Genomic DNA, 17,682 nt, shown 5'->3' on the forward strand with positions numbered 1-17,682 from the left:
GCCAAGAATAAATTAAGTCGCTAAAATATTACGCCTTTGCTGTCACGGCAAGCGACAAGTCACCAAACAATTCAATAAGCGTCATATTTTCAGCATTTCAACATATATAACGACCAAAAAATGGATCTCTTGAGCGATATTTCCAGCAAATGTGGCGCGGTTTCCGTTAAAATACCCTTTCACTCGCAGGATAGTGCCAAAGCCTCCCGATATGTCTCTTGATCTATTATCTGTTGGCTCACGTATGTTTTACTCACTATGAAAGCATGTTTGTTGTTGAAAGCGTGCTTTTGCGCAAATTGTCAACAGCTTAATTTGACCCATGTGCCCTGCTGATATACTTTGTGTACCGCTTATTTTCTAGGAATGATCATCGTGGCAAAAAAACCAGAAAATCTCTCATTTGAAGATTCACTTTCCGAGCTAGAAAAAATCGTCACCGACTTAGAGCACGGCGATATCGATCTCGATGATGCCTTAAAGCAATTCGAACGCGGGATAAAGCTTGTGCGAAATAGCCAAAGCAAATTAGAAAATGCTCAGCAAAAGGTCGCAGTGTTAATGCAAGAAGAGGGTGTAGACACTCTCAAACCTTATGATATCGAGGGTGAGTAATTGTTAGTAGAGTCACTTAAGCGATACCAGCAGCGCAGCAACCAACAGCTTGAATTACGTATCGATTCACTCGACAATATTGATCTGCAGCTTAAAGCAGCAATGAAGCATGGAGCGTTGATTGGTGGCAAGCGTATTAGACCGTTTTTGGTTTATGCTGTCGGCGACATGTTAGGTGTTAAACTGACAACACTGGACTCTTGTGCTGCGGCAGTCGAATGTATTCACGCTTACTCACTGATCCATGACGATCTACCTGCAATGGATAACGATGCATTGCGACGTGGTCAACCCACTGTACACATTGCTTTTGATGAAGCCACTGCCATATTAGCAGGCGATGCACTACAAGCTCTTGCTTTTGAAATCATCAGCGACCCCATTGAAAACATTACTCCATCACAGAATTTAGCCATGGTTAAAGCCTTAGCTAACGCCTCTGGGTATAGTGGTATGTGTGGTGGTCAAGCGATGGACTTAAGCGCCACAAACAAGCAGATTGAATTAGCCACCTTAATAAAGCTTCACAAACTAAAAACCGGTGCCCTTATTCGCTGTGCAGTTGAGTTTGCCATTATCGCCGCAAAAGTCGATGAGCAAGAACGTCAAGCATTACTCGATTTTGCTGATGCTATAGGCCTAGCTTTTCAAGTACAAGATGACGTGCTCGATATTATCGCTAGCACCGAAGAGCTTGGAAAGCCGCAAGGTTCCGATACAGATTCAAACAAAAGTACCTATCCTAAGTTACTTGGATTAGAGGGCGCCCAAAAAACTGCTTCAAGTTTGATTGAGGACGCACTATCAGCGCTGGCCAAATTACCATACAATAGCCAGCTAATTGCAGAATTCGCCCGTTATATCATTGAGCGAAGAGTTTAATAAAGAGACAAAGAATCTCGATATGAGTTTTGATATTTCTCAATTCCCTGTGCTTGCACAGGCTAATACCCCAGATGAGCTAAGACAGCTCCCTCAAGCAGTGTTGCCACAATTGGCAGACGAACTTAGAGGTTTCTTACTGAAGTCTGTGGGTAAATCAAGCGGTCACTTCGCATCGGGTCTCGGCACGGTGGAACTTACCGTGGCACTTCACTATGTGTACAACACCCCATTTGACAGACTAGTTTGGGATGTAGGCCACCAAGCCTATCCACACAAGATCTTAACTGGACGACGTGAAAAGATGCATACCATACGCCAAAAAGGCGGTGTGCACCCATTCCCATGGCGCGAAGAAAGTGAATACGACACCTTTAGTGTGGGTCACTCAGGCACTTCTATCAGTGCCGCTCTTGCTATGGCCGTCGCTGCGGAAAAAGAGCAAGCTGGTCGTAAAGTGGTTGCCGTTATCGGTGACGGCGCAATGACCGGCGGCATGGTATTTGAAGCCATGAACCACGCGGGCGACTTACATAACGACATGCTGGTCGTGCTCAACGACAACGAGATGTCTATCTCAGAAAACGTTGGCGCACTCAATAACCACTTAGCTCAGCTGATGTCAGGTCGTTTCTATACCACCATACGAGAAAGCAGCAAGAAAGTGCTTAAGGGTATGCCGGTTATCAAAGAGATGGCTAAGCGCACCGAAGAGCACCTTAAAGGCATGGTGGTTCCTGGTACGTTATTTGAAGAGCTAGGGTTTAACTATATTGGCCCAATTGATGGCCATGATGTTGATGCGCTGGTTGAGACGATGCGCAATATGCGCAACCTAAAAGGTCCACAGATTTTGCATATCATGACTAAGAAAGGTCGTGGTTATGAGCCAGCAGAAAAAGATCCTATTGGTTGGCATGCAGTGCCTAAGTTTGATCCTTCAACCTTCGAAAAACCAGCAGCTAAACCATGCGACCCAACCTTCTCAGAAGTGTTTGGTAAGTGGCTTTGTGATATTGCTGAAAAAGATGAAAAGGTACTGGGTATTACACCAGCGATGCGCGAAGGTTCAGGTATGGTTGAGTTTTCTCAGCGCTTCCCTAAGCAGTATTTCGATGCAGCGATTGCCGAGCAACATGCGGTAACCTTTGGAGCGGGTTTTGCCTGTGAAGGATACAAGCCTGTTGTCGCTATCTACTCTACCTTCTTACAGCGTGGTTATGATCAGCTTATCCATGACGTCGCGCTGCAAAAGCTACCGGTACTCTTTGCCATTGACCGCGGTGGTATTGTTGGCGCCGATGGCCCAACTCATCAAGGCGCATTCGATTTAAGCTTTATGCGCACAGTGCCAAATATGGTGATCATGGCGCCGTCTGATGAAAATGAATGCCGCCAGATGCTCTATACCGGCTATTGCTATAACGATGGCCCTACCGCTGTACGTTACCCTCGTGGTAGCGCCACTGGCGCTAAGCAAGTCGAAACCATGACAGCAATGCCAATCGGTAAAGGCTTAATTAAGCGTGAAGGCAAGAAGATTGCCATCCTTAACTTTGGTACCTTGCTGGCAAGCAGCTTAACTGCAGCCGAAGCACTCGATGCCACCGTTGCCGATATGCGCTTTGTGAAGCCACTTGATGCTGAGCTGATTAAAGAGCTTGCTGCAAATCACGATGTGCTCGTCACAGTTGAAGAGAACGCGATTATGGGCGGTGCAGGTTCTGGCGTACTAGAGCTATTGCAGACGCTTAAGATGCCAAAACAGGTATTGCTTATTGGTTTGCCTGATGAGTTCATTAAGCACGGCGCGCCAGAAGAGATCATCAGTGAGCTTGGCTTAGATGCGGCGGGTATTCAAAAGCAGATTGAAGACTTTATTGCTTAATAGTAATCAATATAGTTTCTAGCAAGCATTGCGTAATAAAAAGGACTGCCTAAGCAGTCCTTTTTTGTGGCCGTATTTATTGCCGCTATTGCAAGGATCTTACTTAGCACTCATAAGCGCCAAGCGACCATGATTAACCTTGAGAAACCATTACCATCGCAGGGCGAAGTAAGCGCTCGTTCAAGGTATAACCTTTTTGCATCACCATCATCACAGTATTGGCAGGGAAATCTGCACTTGGCTGCATGCCAATCGCTTGGTGTAGCTCTGGGTTAAATGTATCGCCCTGTGGATCAACTTGGACTAAGCCAAACTTCTCTACTGTGCTCACAAAGCTCTTTGCCGTCAGCTCAACGCCTTCGTAAATCGCCTTTGTTGCTTCAGCTTCTGCGTCAGTACCTTGCAACGCACGCTCCATGTTATCTAAAACAGGTAGCAATTCGTTGATGAATTTCTCTAAGGCAAACTTGTGCGCCTTCTCAACATCCATAGCTGAACGACGACGTATATTGTCGACTTCAGCTGCAGCACGGATCACTGAGTCTTTCTGAGATTCAACTTTAGCTTCAGCTTCTTGCAAAGCCTTTTCTAACTCTTCAACACGGAAATTTGCTTGAGTTAACTCATCCATCAAAGCGCCTTCATCTGTTGCTTCAGTGCCATTTTCGTTAAGCAATTCGCCTTCGACGATCTCTTCAACTTGGTTATCTTGTGCTTTATTTGTTTCGTTGCTCATTTTTGCTCCAGCTAAAAATGCTTTGTTTCTGCATGCTCTGAGCATATTATGGGGATCAATTTTAAGGTTTCAAGGCCTAAAGCTGGATCTAACATAAATATGAGCAATACGTTTCACACAATTGGTCTAATTGGTAAACCGAATCACAAGGGAACCACACAGACCTTAAAAAGGTTGCATCATTGGCTTAGCATGCAAGGCTATAAAGTGTTAGTCGAAGAACGAGTCGCCGGAGAACTGGGTCCTCAGGTGCAATCTGTCGATCTATTAGAGATCGGTGCGCAATGCGATTTAGCGATTGTTGTTGGCGGTGACGGTAACATGCTCGGCGCTGCTCGGGTGCTGGCACGCTTTAATATCGGTGTTATCGGGGTTAACCGAGGGAACTTGGGCTTTTTGACCGACTTACCACCAGACTCATTTGAAGAAGCATTATCTAAGGTACTTGAAGGCGAATTTGAAATTGAGCAACGCTTTTTACTCGAAGCCGAAGTGCATCGCCACAATGAGCTTAAATCAAGTAATACCGCAGTCAACGAAGCGGTACTTCATCCAGGTAAAGTTGCACATATGATTGAGTTTGAAGTCTACATAGATGACAAATTCATGTATAGCCAGCGCGCCGACGGTATGATTATTTCCACTCCGACCGGATCGACCGCTTACTCTTTGTCTGCAGGTGGTGCGATATTAACGCCAAACCTCGCCGCGATGATTTTAGTGCCGATGTTTCCTCACACACTTTCGTGTAGACCAATTGTTGTTGATGCGGCTAGCATCATTAAGCTGGTCGTATCGCCCCATAACGGTGATAACTTAGAAGTCAGTTGTGATGGTCATGTACACCTGCCGGTTCTGCCTGGTGATGAAATTATCATAAAACGCAGCCAAGAAACCTTAAGGCTTGTGCATCCTAAAGGGCATAACTATTTCCACGTTCTTCGTACCAAGCTAGGTTGGGGAAGCAAACTTTTCTAATCCCTTCTATCTAGGATCTTCTACTCAGCTAGATGTCGATACTTTTTAAGCCTTATTTACAGGCATCAGTTATCGGCATCTGCCGCCTCAATAATTAGCTTCCCCGCCAACTTTTGATGTAACTTTCACTACATTGGTGTTAATTAGCTACAGTTCTCATCCCTGCTTGATTCAAACACATCAAAACATAATGTGATGCCTCAAAAGTTCATCTCTATTAAAAACATTAACTTAGATTAATAATGATAAATATGACGGGCAGACAAAAAACAAAAACTAGATGCAGATCACACAAGCGTTAAATCTCGCTTACCTTATTCGCTGCCACATAAGAAATTTACCGATCAAATCTAAGGTGAATGACGCTCAAGATGGTAGGTTCCAGCACTTTTAGTACTAAGAATGACGCCCTTTATACTTTTCTTATGCCTACCTAGCATTCAACCAACAATTATACGTGACACGCATCACATAGTCGCAAAACGCAAAACCATGACCCGTCTCACTAATGGCATTATCAAGCACAATTGATAAGCAGCATGATCTAGATCATGTTTACATTTTTCTAAATCACGTTTAGTACACACCGCTTTTCGTAATAACTAAAAAATTTGAAAGCAACAATTGAAGTTAGATACTCAAACACATCGAGGCAAGCATGACCTTTATTCAACTACTCGCAAGCTTAACGCCGATTATCAGCGTAATGCTGTTCCTGGTCCTACTACGGATGCCAGCATCTAGAGCGATGCCTATTTCTATGGTATTTACAGGACTTGCAGCAGTATTCGTTTGGCAGATGGACACAACCTTCCTGGCCGCTTCAGTGGTTGAAGGCTTGCTGTCAGCATTAACGCCACTAACGATCATCTTTGGTGCTGTGTTCCTACTTAACACCCTTAAGTATTCTGGCGCGATGGATACTATCCGCGCTGGTTTCACCAATATTAGTGGTGATGCGAGGGTGCAGGTGATCATCATCTGCTGGTTGTTCGGCTCGTTTATTGAGGGTTCAGCAGGCTTTGGTACCCCTGCGGCAATTGGTGCACCACTACTTGTGTTACTTGGCATTCCTCCTATTGCAGCAGCCGTTGTCGCCTTGATTGCTGACTCAACATCAGTCTCGTTCGGCGCCATTGGTCTTCCCGTTCTGTTCGGTATGGAGCAAGGCCTAACTCAGGGCGGCGCAAATATGGCCGCACAGCAAATTGCTCAGCACGGTGGCAGTTTTGCAGATTATGCGCAGTTTATCGCCATGCACATGATCACCATAGACTTAATCACTGGTACCCTTATTCCACTGACAATGGTAGCAATTCTCACAGGCTTCTTTGGTCGTAATAAGTCATTTAAAGAAGGCTTAGCCATATGGAAGTTCGCGCTATTTGCAGGTCTTGCGTTCACCGTTCCAGCTTGGTTAATTAACTACTTTGCAGGCCCGGAGTTCCCGTCAGTTATTGGTGCGCTTGTGGGTATGGCACTGGTTATCCCTGTTGCTAAAAAAGGCTACCTATTGCCTAAAGAGCAGTGGAATGACTTTGCTGAGAACGATGGTAAAACCAGTCAAGCATTAGAGACTGACGTTAAGTTCTCGCAACTTGCCGCTTGGTCTCCTTATTTAATTATGGCGGCATTACTGGTGCTGTCACGTACCGTTGCACCACTTAAAGCCTGGTTATCTAGCTTTAACATCAGCTGGACAGGTTTACTCGGTACAGAGTTAAAAGCGGGCTTTGCCACACTTTACGCACCTGGCGCTTTCTTTGTTTTAGTCTGCATCCTAGGTTTCTTCCTATTTAGAATGAAGTCGCCTGCCATTAAAGAGTCTATCTCAGTCTCTTGTAAGTCTATGGTGCCGACGATTATTTCGCTTGGGGCCTCGGTCCCTATGGTTAAAATTTTCTTAAACTCTGGCGAAAATGCCTCAGGGCTTGCCTCTATGCCTGTCGCACTCGCCGATACGCTCGCTAACAGCATGGGCGCGGTGTGGGCTTGGGTATCGCCAATTGTGGGGATTTTCGGCGCCTTCTTATCAGGATCGGCTACCTTCTCAAACATGATGTTTTCAGGCCTACAGTACAGTGTTGCCGATAATATTGGAGCTAACCATGCACTTATTCTCGCAATGCAGGGCATTGGTGCTAACGCCGGTAACATGATGTGTGTAATGAACGTTGTTGCCGCTGCAACGGTTGTTGGTATGGCTGGGCGTGAATCTGAAATTATCCGTAAAACCATGCCTGTGGCACTAGGCTATGCTTTAGTCGCGGGTACTATCGCTGCAGTTTGGGGTGGCTTTTAAGCTCTTGCCTCCTTTTTTAAAGCAACGTATATAGCAAATTTTATAAAAATAATAATATCGAGAAAGCCGCTCAAGCAGCGGCTTTATCCACTTAAAGTAAGTGTATGAGATAAAGTTAATGTCGATTAATTATGAAGCAGTATTAAGAGATTTACGTAGACAAGTTGGCGAGCACGCCGCCACTAATGATCCAGTTCGCCGTTTTGCCTGGTCAACTGATGCCAGCTACTTTCGTATCGTGCCTGAAATTGTGGTGCATGCCGATACCCTAGAGCAAGCTAAACGCACCCTAGCCATTGCCCGCACCTACGGCGCTCCAGTAACCTTTAGAGCTGCAGGAACGAGTCTTTCAGGCCAAGCCATTGGTGAAGGTATTTTGCTGATCTTAGGTCATGATGGTTTTAGAACATTAACCGTAAGTGACGATGCCTCAACAATTAGCCTAGGTACCGCGGTGATTGGCGCCGATGCCAACGCAGTTTTAAAGCCTTTAAACAAGAAAATAGGCCCCGATCCGGCAACGCTTGCATCAGCTAAAATTGGTGGCATCGTGTCTAACAACGCCTCTGGCATGTGTTGTGGTACGGCGCAAAACAGTTACCAAACTATCGCTTCTGCCAAATTATTATTTGCAGACGGCACAGAGCTAGATACAGGTTGTGACGACTCAAAAGCTGCCTTTACTCAGTCTCATCCACAACTTTTGCAACAGCTTACTGAGCTCGCTGCGCTAACCGTTAACAACACCGTGCTTGCCGCTAGAATTCGTAAAAAATTCTCGATTAAAAACACCACAGGTTATAGCCTGAATGCCCTGGTTGATTTTGCCGATCCTTTTGAGCTAATTAACCATCTGATTGTGGGCGCCGAAGGGACGCTAGCCTTTGTTGAAGAGGTGACTTACCACACGGTTGATGAAGCACGCTTTAAAGCCTCAGCCATGGCTGTGTTTTTCAATATGGAAGATGCCGCTCGCGCTGTTCCGCCAATTGTGGGCGACAGCGTTGCCGCCGCAGAGTTGCTCGACTGGGCCTCAATTAGAGCGATAACAGGCAAAGCGGGCATGCCGCTATGGTTAACAGACTTACCTGAAGGCGCTTGTATCCTACTGATTGAATCTCGCGCCAATGACAAAGCAACCCTTGGAACCTATACCCAAGACGTTATCGCTAAGCTTGCGCATATCGAGACTGAGCGCCCTATTAGCTTCAGTGACGACCCTACCGTTTTTGGTCAGTACTGGGCAATGCGCTCAGCACTGTTCCCAATTATTGGTGGCGAGCGCCCTAAAGGCACCTCCGTTATCATCGAAGATGTGGCCTTTGAACTTGAGCATCTAGCGGCTGCGGCTAACGATTTAACCGAGCTTTTCCATAAGCATAACTATCCTGAGGGGGTTATTTATGGTCATGCACTTGCGGGTAACTTCCACTTCATCATAACACCCACATTTAACTCACAAGCTGACATTGAACGCTTCCACGCCTTTATGCAAGATGTCGCCGAAATGGTGATCAATAAATACGACGGTTCAATGAAAGCCGAGCACGGCACCGGCCGCGCAGTAGCGCCCTTTGTTGAGATGGAATGGGGCAGTGACGCTTACACCTTGATGAAGCGTATTAAGCAGATTTTTGACCCTGAAGGCTTATTAAACCCCGGGGTTATTCTTAACGATGATAATCAAATTCACGTTAAAAACATTAAACCCTGCCCTGTAGTCGATGACTTAGTCGACAAATGCATCGAATGTGGTTTCTGCGAAAAAACCTGCCCGACATCAGCGCTAAATATGTCGCCACGTCAACGTATTGCCACATTACGTGAAATTGAGCGTCTTGAGCAATCAGGTGACAAACAAGCGGCCAGTGAGATGCGCGCCGCAGCCAAGTACGATGTAGTTGATACTTGCGCCGCCTGTCAGCTTTGTACCATCGCCTGCCCAGTCGAAAACAGTATGGGCGAGTTAGTGCGTAAACTCAGAACGCCCTATATCACCAGTACTGAACAAAAGGTACTCGATTTTCAAGCCAAGCACTTTGGCGCAGTTAACCAGGTGATCAGCACAGGTTTTAATGTGCTAGGTACCGTTCACAAGATCACCGGTAGTGCGATAACTGGCGCAATCATGAAAGCTGGCCGTGTCGTTTCTAAAGAAGTGCCTTATTGGAATCCTGATTTTCCAAAAGGTGGCAAATTGCCCAAACTTGCCGCGCCGATCCCGGGTCAAGAAACCGTAGTTTACTTCCCAGCTTGCGGTGGACGCACCTTTGGTCCAACCCCAAAAGATCCCGATAACCGCACCTTACCTGAAGTCATCGTCACGCTACTTGAGCGTTCTGGTTACAACGTAATCACTCCTGAGAAAACTCGTGATCTGTGTTGCGGCCAAATGTGGGAGTCAAAAGGTGACTTTAAAAACGCTGACGCTAAGCGTAAAGAGTTAATTGAAGCGGTTGCAGCTATGACTCAGGGCGGTAAGCTGCCGGTGATTATTGATGCGCTTTCTTGTACTTATCGTACACTTTCTGGTGATAAGTCACTGACAGATAAGATTGAAATTGTCGATATGGTTGATTTCATCCATGACAAGCTACTCGATAAGCTCACCATCAACCGCAAAAAGCCTGCTGTCGCTCTGCACTTAGGTTGTAGTGCACGTAAGATGAAACTTGAGCCAAAGATGGAAGCGATTATCGATGCCTGTAGCCAACAAATGATCCGCCCGGCAGGCATAGATTGCTGTGGTTATGCCGGTGAAAAAGGCTTGTATAAGCCTGAAATCAACGCTAGCGCGCTGCGCAATATCAAAAAGCTGATCCCTGTTGATGTTAACGAAGGATATTACGCTAACCGTATGTGTGAAGTCGGTTTAACTCAACATAGCGGTATCTCTTACCGCCACCTTGCCTATCTGTTAGAAGAGTGTACCCGCTAAATAGCGCGACTCTTTAGTAAAAAGTGAGGGGCAGCTTGCCCCTCACTTTTTAATCAAACTCAATCCACTCCACTTAACTACTTAACTGCCTAACCACTTTTAGCTTTCTATATTGCAAACTCAGCAGCAAAACCCACTATTACCCTTACTATACAAATAGATAGCTTATTTTCATTTTTGCAAAAATGCCTAAGTTTATTTGCTAAATTAGCACTACTTTTTACAAGGTTATCGGCCTATATTTAATGTGTGAATAAATATAGGCGTGTGCCCATTTAAAATAAAGTCTGCTTTTTAAGCCGACTTTTTTGCGGTTACTTTTTACGGTTACTTCCTACAGTTAAAAGTCGCTAACTATGTCTGCAAAATAGAAGAGAAAACACAATGAAGATAGCTCTTTTCATACCGTGTCTAGTGAATCAAATGGTTCCTGAAGTGGGGATCGCCACTTTAGAATTATTAGAAAAACTCGGCCACCAAGTCATACTGCCAAAAGGTCAGACTTGCTGCGGTCAGCCAATGACAAATTCAGGCTGTTATAACGAAGCCAAGAAAACCACCATGAAACTACTCAATGCCTTCAAAGGTGTTGAGTGTGATGCCATCGTGTGCCCTGCAGCTTCTTGCCTTGTAGCGGCTAAAGAAAACTTTCATGAGTTTGATTCAAGCCCTGAAGCGCAGGCTGTCATTGACAAACTGTATGAGCTAACTGAGTTTCTTCACGACGTCTCCCCTATTCCAGCCTTTACTAAACCGTTTCCACATAAAATTAGCCTACAGATGAGTTGTCACGGTATTCGCATGCTTGACTTGGCCACCCCCAGCGAGCAGATGGGCCCACGTATGAACAAGTTCGAAGCGGTACTCGCCGCCATTCCAGAAATAGAGATTGTCTATCCAGATCGCCGCGATGAATGCTGTGGCTTTGGTGGTACTTTTGCCCTAGATGAAGGTGCTGTATCGGCCAAAATGGGCAAAGATAAAGCGCAGGCTCATGCAGCAACAGGCGCTAAGTATGCCGTTGGATTCGATCCATCTTGCTTACTCCACATCGATGGCATGGTCAGACGGCAGAAACTGCCGATTGAGACTCGCCATATCGCTCAAGTCATCAACGCAGCGCTTTAGGAGAAGATATGTCGATTTCAACATCAGCAACTCATGCCCATAAAGCCGAGATATTCTGTAAAGACGAATCACGGGTTGATTGGCACTCAAAAGCGCTTTGGATGCTACGAGAAAAGCGTGACTGCGCTGCAGGCAGCCTACCGGAGTGGGAACAACTGCGCCAAATCGGTTCAGACATGAAACTGCACACGCTGACGCATTTAGCGCAGTATTTAGAAGAGTTTGAGCAGAACTGTCTAAAGAATAATATTAAGGTGCACTGGGCCAAAGATGGCGCTGAGCACAACCGTATCGTGCATGGGATTTTAGCTGAGCATGAGGTTAAAAAGTTAGTAAAGTCTAAATCAATGCTCACCGAAGAGTGCCACATGAATCCATATTTGGAGCAGCATGGCATTGAAGTGATTGATACCGATTTGGGTGAGCGTATTATCCAGCTTGCAGGCCAACCACCATCACACATTGTGGTACCGGCTATCCATCTGAAAAAAGAGGAAGTGGGCGATCTATTCCACGACAAACTTGGCACTGATGCCGGCGCTTCAGATCCGCTTTACCTAACCCGCGCAGCCCGTGCACACCTGCGTGAGCAGTTTCTGTCAGCCGATGCGGCAATGACTGGCGTTAATATGGCCATTGCCGATAAAGGTGCGGTCGTTGTGTGTACTAACGAAGGTAATGCCGATATGGGCGCTAACTTACCTAAGCTGCAACTGCACTCTATGGGCATAGACAAAATCGTGCCCAATATCGATAGCGCCGCAGTCTTGCTACGCACCTTGGCAAGAAATGCCACGGGTCAGCCGATCACCACTTACAGCTCTTTTTATCGCGGCCCACAAGATGGCGGCGAGATGCACGTGATTATTGTCGATAACGGCCGTACTGATATGCTCAAAGACAAAATTTTAGCTGAATCACTTAAATGTATTCGCTGTGGTGGCTGCCTTAATACGTGTCCTGTTTATCGCCGCAGTGGTGGTTACAGCTATAACTACACCATTCCTGGGCCAATCGGTATCGCCGTCGGATCACAGTGTGATGATACCAACTCCATGCCTTGGGCTTGTACCTTGTGTGGCAGCTGCTCTTATGTATGCCCAACTAAGGTGCCACTAGATAAAATCATTCACCATCATCGCCGCCTTAAAGCTGAAGCCGGAAAACTGCCTTATGGTAAAGCCAGTTATATGCCACTCGTGGGCAAATTTATGGCCAGTGAAACCGCACTCAACTGCTCGATGAGTATCGCGCGCACTGCGCTCAACATTCTACCGGGAAGTTTATTAAAGCCGTTCTCTGGCGCTTGGGGCAAATACCGCGAGTTACCAGTGGCACCAGACTCCAGCTTCGAAGCTTGGTTTAAGAAGAACAGAGGATAATAAAATGTCTAGTAAACTCGACATCCTTAACGCGCTAAAGAGCGCAGCTATGGCACCTCAAGCCATGCCGATTATCAATATCGCGCCGCGCATCGATGATTTAGTGGGTCAATTTGAGACTAGCCTCAATACGGTTGCCGGCACCTTGCACCGCGAAGGCGGTTTAGCTAAGTTGCAGACGCAGGTGGATGCACATATTGCAGAAGGACTGCAGATCATCTCTATGCTTGATGGTATTAAAGGCAACCGCGAGGTGACCGATACTGCCCACCAGCTAAGAGATATCGATTATGCGGTGATCCCGGGAGATTTAGGCGTGGCCGAAAACGGGGCTATTTGGGTTAATAACAAAAACCTTGGCCACCGCGTCACGCCCTTTATCTGTGAGAATCTGTTTCTCGTACTAGATGAAAAAACCATTGTGGCTAATATGCATCAAGCGGCTAGCCGTATTACGTTAGATTCTGGAGAGTTTGGTACTTTTATCGCTGGGCCTTCTAAGACTGCGGATATTGAGCAAGCATTGGTTGTAGGTGCTCATGGTGCGTGTAGCCTTAACGTATATTTGGTTTAGCCTAACCAGCATTATGCAGATTCAAAAAAGCCCTAATTGATATTAGGGCTTTGCTTTACGAGGTAAGGCTATTTCTCAACATAGTATTCCAATTTAACCTTAACCCCTTTTGCCTCAACCGCTTCACCTTCAATAAATTTGGGGGCATAGCGCCATTGCTTTAACGCTATCAGTGATTCTGTTTCAAACTTGCTACCACCGTTAGACTCTATCACTACAACATCCTTAACAAAGCCCATTTTATCTATGGTAAAGCTCATATTCGTGTTACCGCTTTTTCCTGCTTTCAAGTAAGAAAGCGGATAATCAGGGTGCTTCCTAAACAGTGGCGTCGGCTCAATATCCTCTTTCCACGGCTTCATATTACCAATCGCGATACAGTGTTGAGTTGATTTTTCACTTTCGCCATCAAGCTCATAAATCTGTACTAATTTGGCATGAGCTGCCAACTCGTATGGATGATTATAATCAAGCTTTTGAAATTGCGTGATAACGCCTAAAAATAGCGCTTCAGCTTCATCATAATCTTTCTCTGCAAAGCGTACGTTACCAACCCTAAAGCTAGTGAGTACGCGCTTCATTGCATTTTCAGGCAATAGTTCACTGTAAGCTTCTTGTGCATCAAAAGCGTAATTACGCACTTTGCGGGTGTAATAACCAGAGTTAACCAAACGTTCAAAATAGGCCATTTTGGTATCGGCGATTAACATTGCATCATCAGAGTCCTCGGCAATATCTAAGGCATCATCCAAAAACTCACGAGCATATTTTTGACTGCTGGCGTCACTTAGACCCAAAAGTGGATCAATAAGCTCTATAGCCTCTTCACCATAATGCTTACTGTAGATCTTTAATGTCTCTTCAAACAAGCCATATGCTTGAGGCTGACGCTTTTTCGGTTGAGCTTTGACCTGCTCCTCAAAGGTTTGTTTAGGCATATTTGCGATTAATGCGTTACCTGCATTTAATGCTAGTGTGGCGCTATTAATACTATCAGCACCAAATTTAGCCTTGCCTAGCTCATAAGACTGTAATGCATAAAGCTCTATTTCAGATTGATTCTCAGCGGTGACTGCAACTTTATAAGCTGAATAAGCATCACTAAATTCTGAAGCGAAAACAGGTGAGCAAAAGCTGACTGCGGTTGTAAAAACAGCCGCAAAAATAATATTACGCTTATTCGCACTCGGCTTTGTAAACATGAAAAATCCTTGTTTCATTAATATGTTGAGATATGCGTTCTACAAATGGTACAGCTTTATCCATACCATTTTAAGTGCTGAACAAGCCACGCCACTAGCATCACATTTGCAGTAAAACTAACATACTAGCAACACGAGCTCAATGATTGAGCGAGCCCCCTTTATAACACGAGTAACTTAGTCCCAACCCTCGGCATAAAACATCATATTTAAATATATAAAGATTTAGGCCAATAGCTTATTGTGGGTTCGCCTCATAATCCATGCCATCCAAATGACTAACATCGTGCTGCAAGTCGCCAATGAAATCCACACACCTGTGACGCCAAAAGCCCAAGCAAATAGATATAAAATGGCAGCGAATAGGATCAGTTTTGCCCCCGTTAAAATAGATGCTTCTTTGGAGTAGTTAATCGCTTGGAAGAAAGATGCGCCAACAAGCAATAAGCCTTCCATCGGTAAGCCCCAGAAGTACCAACGCATTCCTTCGGTTGCTATCGGCGTGAGCAAGACATTATCACCAGCAAAAATATACACAAACAATTGCGGTACCGAATAGATAAAGATAAGCCCTAACGCTGCACAAACTAAGGTCACTGAAAAGGCCATCTTCAGTGCTTGTTTCACCCTATCAAAGCGCTTTGCGCCCGCGTTAAAGCTGAGAATAGGCTGCACGCCAAAAGCGATGCCCTCAAATAATAGGTAAAAAAACGCTTCGGTATAGCTCACCACACCAAATGCCGCCACGTGCAGCGGCGTGCCCACTGCCAGAAATGCCACATTGTGTAGGGTCAACACCACGGTCAGGTACATATTCATTAAAAAGCTTGGCGTGCCGACACGAATGATATTAACGCAGTGATCCCACTTCAGCTTCATCTGTTCAAGGTTAATGCCAATTTCGGTTCGACTCGAAAAAAAGTGCTGCAAACACAGTGCACCAGTCACGGCTTGGGAGATCATGGTCGCTATCGCCGCGCCCATTAACCCATAGGGGAACACTACGATTAACAACCAGTCGAGTACCGTATTGAGCACACCACCTAAGATTAAAACTAAGGTTACAAATCCGGGACGACCATCATTTCGCAGTAATGTAGTGAACGCCATCGACACGATGGGGAATGTGCCTAAGGCAAAATACCAAAACAGATAATCATCGGCACTGCGCAGAATCTCTCCCTCTGCGCCTAGCATCACGAGGATATCTTTAGAGAAGTAACAGCCTAATACTGTAGTAATCAGTCCCGATATCAAACACAAACTGAACGTATTTCCCAATATTTTCCGTGCAATATGGGGCTCACCTTGCCCCTGATGGATTGATACTAACGCTGCGCCGCCCATGCCCAGTGTCGCCCCTATCGCATAAAGCACTGCCGCTATCGGGTAGGCTAAGATCATGCCCGCTAGACCAACCTCACCCAAGTAGTGGCCAATAAACATGCCGTCAATGGTGACGTAAATACCTGTCACTAGCATGGATAGAATTGTCGGAATACTATAGCGCCAAAATAGCTTAGCGATAGGCTCTGTCACCATAGGTGAGTCCAGATTATTTCGTCCTGGCTCTGCCGCAGTGAGTGTCGGTTGAGTCATGATATTCTCTAATTATTATTCTTGATGGGTATTTATATTCGTACTAAGCACTAAACATGTAGTACTGCTACCTAATACTGAGCCTTAAGCCGCCAATGGATTTAGCCGTTCAGTCGAGTCGCAGCGCCTAATAACGCCTTTTCTAAATCGGCTGCGCCAATGGCTGACATCGACAATAGCTCAATTCGAGAGTCCATTGCATCATCAAGCTCAACGATTGATAACTCACCATCGACACCATTAAAACCCGCAATCCCCTCTTCGGTGATCATCACAGCTTTAATGCGCGCGACCTGTAAGTTGCTTATTAATGCCAGCAACCGATCAAAGTCGAACTCATAACTTGGGTCAAACACCCAACCGCAACTATAAAAACCCTCCCCTTGATTGCTCATGCAAAGGAGGCCACGATCATTAAATTCAACACGCTGTTTAGTTGCAGCCTCTGAAAATAGCGGACTATAGTGGATATCCATCAGGCGCGGCGCCTGAGTGGCCGATACTTCTGGTGATAGTGCTTGTAATGCTTCTTGCGATTTTAGTGCCTGCTCCGTAGCCGCACTCTTGTTTTGGTGAGCCCCTTCAAGCAAAGACATTATCGATGCATGACTCTCATCAGCTTGCTTTAAGCTCCAAGGAATAACGGGCAAGCTTGAGGTCGTTTGACCTTCTTCGTTCGAGCCCCTAATAACGGGGCTATTAATAAGAGAGCCGTTAATGACAGCTAAATAGTCAATCAAGGAGTCAATCAAAGTGACTGGATAACAGTCGGTCTTGCTGGCTATGACAACATCCGCAACTTGCAGCTGCTGATTAAAGATCTCATGTTCGGTATAACGGCTATCATTGAGTTTTCTCGCATCGACTAAGGTCACACACGCCTTCATCGCCAAAACGTGTTGATAATGTGGCTGAGTTAATACCTTAAGCACCTCTTTAGGATGACCTAAGCCTGTAGGTTCAATCAGTAACCTATCGGGTTTGGCTTTTGCAATTAACTGGTTTATTGCCACCTGCATAGGCAAGCCCGCAGCGCAGCACATACACCCTCCTGCCACCTCTTTAATCTGCACCTGTTCGTTGCCGTTATCGAGTAAGCCTGCATCAATACCTATTTCACCAAACTCATTCACCAGAACCGCCCACACTTCTCCTTTAGGTTTATGCTGTAACAAGTTTTTGATAAAGGAAGTCTTACCGACACCTAAAAAACCGGTGATGACATTAGTAGGAATAATTTTCTGGATCATGACATGAACTCTATCTATCGAATAGCCAAAGATTCTAATCGTTAATGCGCGTGAATGTCACGCATACCCGTATATTGGCATCATATTATGTTGAGATAAAGATGGCTGATATTTAATGGAAACAGGTCGGGTGCTATTTAGCTAATCAAGATTCACAGAGCCAATACTTGTCTAGGAAGTGTTCCTCAAGCGCTACTAATCAAAGCTA

At 45.5% G+C, this 17,682-nt stretch carries 13 protein-coding genes; 9 read left to right on the plus strand and 4 right to left on the minus strand.

Annotated features, from left to right (window positions below; translation table 11 throughout):
* Positions 1-375: 375 nt before the first annotated feature.
* The 3 genes from xseB to dxs are packed head-to-tail and all read left to right on the plus strand — an operon-like array spanning position 376 to position 3,385.
* On the plus strand, positions 376-615 hold the full coding sequence (gene xseB / locus ACVBJC_RS06430) for an exodeoxyribonuclease VII small subunit (protein WP_447160054.1): 240 nt from the start codon (positions 376-378) through the stop codon (positions 613-615).
* Positions 616-1,497, plus strand: coding sequence for a (2E,6E)-farnesyl diphosphate synthase (ispA, locus tag ACVBJC_RS06435; RefSeq protein WP_447160055.1), 882 nt, complete (start codon positions 616-618; stop codon positions 1,495-1,497).
* A gap of 22 nt (positions 1,498-1,519) precedes the next feature.
* Positions 1,520-3,385, plus strand: a complete 1,866-nt coding sequence (gene dxs, locus ACVBJC_RS06440) for a 1-deoxy-D-xylulose-5-phosphate synthase (protein ID WP_447160056.1) — start codon at positions 1,520-1,522, stop codon at positions 3,383-3,385.
* A 133-nt stretch (positions 3,386-3,518) separates the two neighbouring features.
* Here dxs and grpE read toward each other — a convergent pair whose 3' ends face one another.
* A complete protein-coding gene (gene grpE, locus ACVBJC_RS06445; RefSeq protein ID WP_447160057.1) occupies positions 3,519-4,121 on the minus strand; it encodes a nucleotide exchange factor GrpE in 603 nt (200 codons plus the stop codon).
* A gap of 99 nt (positions 4,122-4,220) precedes the next feature.
* Here grpE and nadK point away from each other — a divergent pair, with 99 nt between their 5' ends.
* The 6 genes from nadK to ACVBJC_RS06475 all read left to right on the plus strand — a co-directional run bounded on the left by nadK (position 4,221) and on the right by ACVBJC_RS06475 (position 13,423).
* Positions 4,221-5,099, plus strand: coding sequence for an NAD(+) kinase (gene nadK, locus ACVBJC_RS06450; protein WP_447160058.1), 879 nt, complete (start codon positions 4,221-4,223; stop codon positions 5,097-5,099).
* A gap of 658 nt (positions 5,100-5,757) precedes the next feature.
* Positions 5,758-7,401: an L-lactate permease gene (locus tag ACVBJC_RS06455; protein ID WP_447160059.1), complete on the plus strand. Its 1,644-nt coding sequence runs from the start codon at positions 5,758-5,760 to the stop codon at positions 7,399-7,401.
* A 118-nt stretch (positions 7,402-7,519) separates the two neighbouring features.
* Positions 7,520-10,339, plus strand: coding sequence for an FAD-binding and (Fe-S)-binding domain-containing protein (locus tag ACVBJC_RS06460; RefSeq protein WP_447160060.1), 2,820 nt, complete (start codon positions 7,520-7,522; stop codon positions 10,337-10,339).
* 384 nt (positions 10,340-10,723) lie between these two features.
* Positions 10,724-11,467 carry a (Fe-S)-binding protein gene (locus ACVBJC_RS06465; RefSeq protein ID WP_447160061.1) on the plus strand — a complete coding sequence of 248 codons (744 nt, stop codon included), beginning with the start codon at positions 10,724-10,726 and terminating at the stop codon, positions 11,465-11,467.
* 8 nt (positions 11,468-11,475) lie between these two features.
* Positions 11,476-12,849: a lactate utilization protein B gene (locus ACVBJC_RS06470; RefSeq protein ID WP_447160062.1), complete on the plus strand. Its 1,374-nt coding sequence runs from the start codon at positions 11,476-11,478 to the stop codon at positions 12,847-12,849.
* A 4-nt stretch (positions 12,850-12,853) separates the two neighbouring features.
* Positions 12,854-13,423, plus strand: a complete 570-nt coding sequence (locus tag ACVBJC_RS06475) for a LutC/YkgG family protein (protein WP_447160063.1) — start codon at positions 12,854-12,856, stop codon at positions 13,421-13,423.
* A 68-nt stretch (positions 13,424-13,491) separates the two neighbouring features.
* On the opposite strand, the gene ACVBJC_RS06480 is transcribed toward ACVBJC_RS06475, so the two are convergent.
* From ACVBJC_RS06480 to ACVBJC_RS06490, 3 genes are all read right to left on the minus strand, one after another.
* Positions 13,492-14,625 (minus strand): energy transducer TonB, encoded by a 1,134-nt coding sequence (locus tag ACVBJC_RS06480; RefSeq protein WP_447160064.1) that lies wholly within the window; start codon positions 14,623-14,625, stop codon positions 13,492-13,494.
* A gap of 225 nt (positions 14,626-14,850) precedes the next feature.
* Positions 14,851-16,167: an MATE family efflux transporter gene (locus ACVBJC_RS06485; protein ID WP_447160192.1), complete on the minus strand. Its 1,317-nt coding sequence runs from the start codon at positions 16,165-16,167 to the stop codon at positions 14,851-14,853.
* A 158-nt stretch (positions 16,168-16,325) separates the two neighbouring features.
* Positions 16,326-17,474 carry a CobW family GTP-binding protein gene (locus ACVBJC_RS06490; RefSeq protein ID WP_447160065.1) on the minus strand — a complete coding sequence of 383 codons (1,149 nt, stop codon included), beginning with the start codon at positions 17,472-17,474 and terminating at the stop codon, positions 16,326-16,328.
* Between the last annotated feature and the right edge of the window lie 208 nt (positions 17,475-17,682).

It is taken from the genome of Shewanella sp. 0m-6 (genome assembly GCF_052977325.1).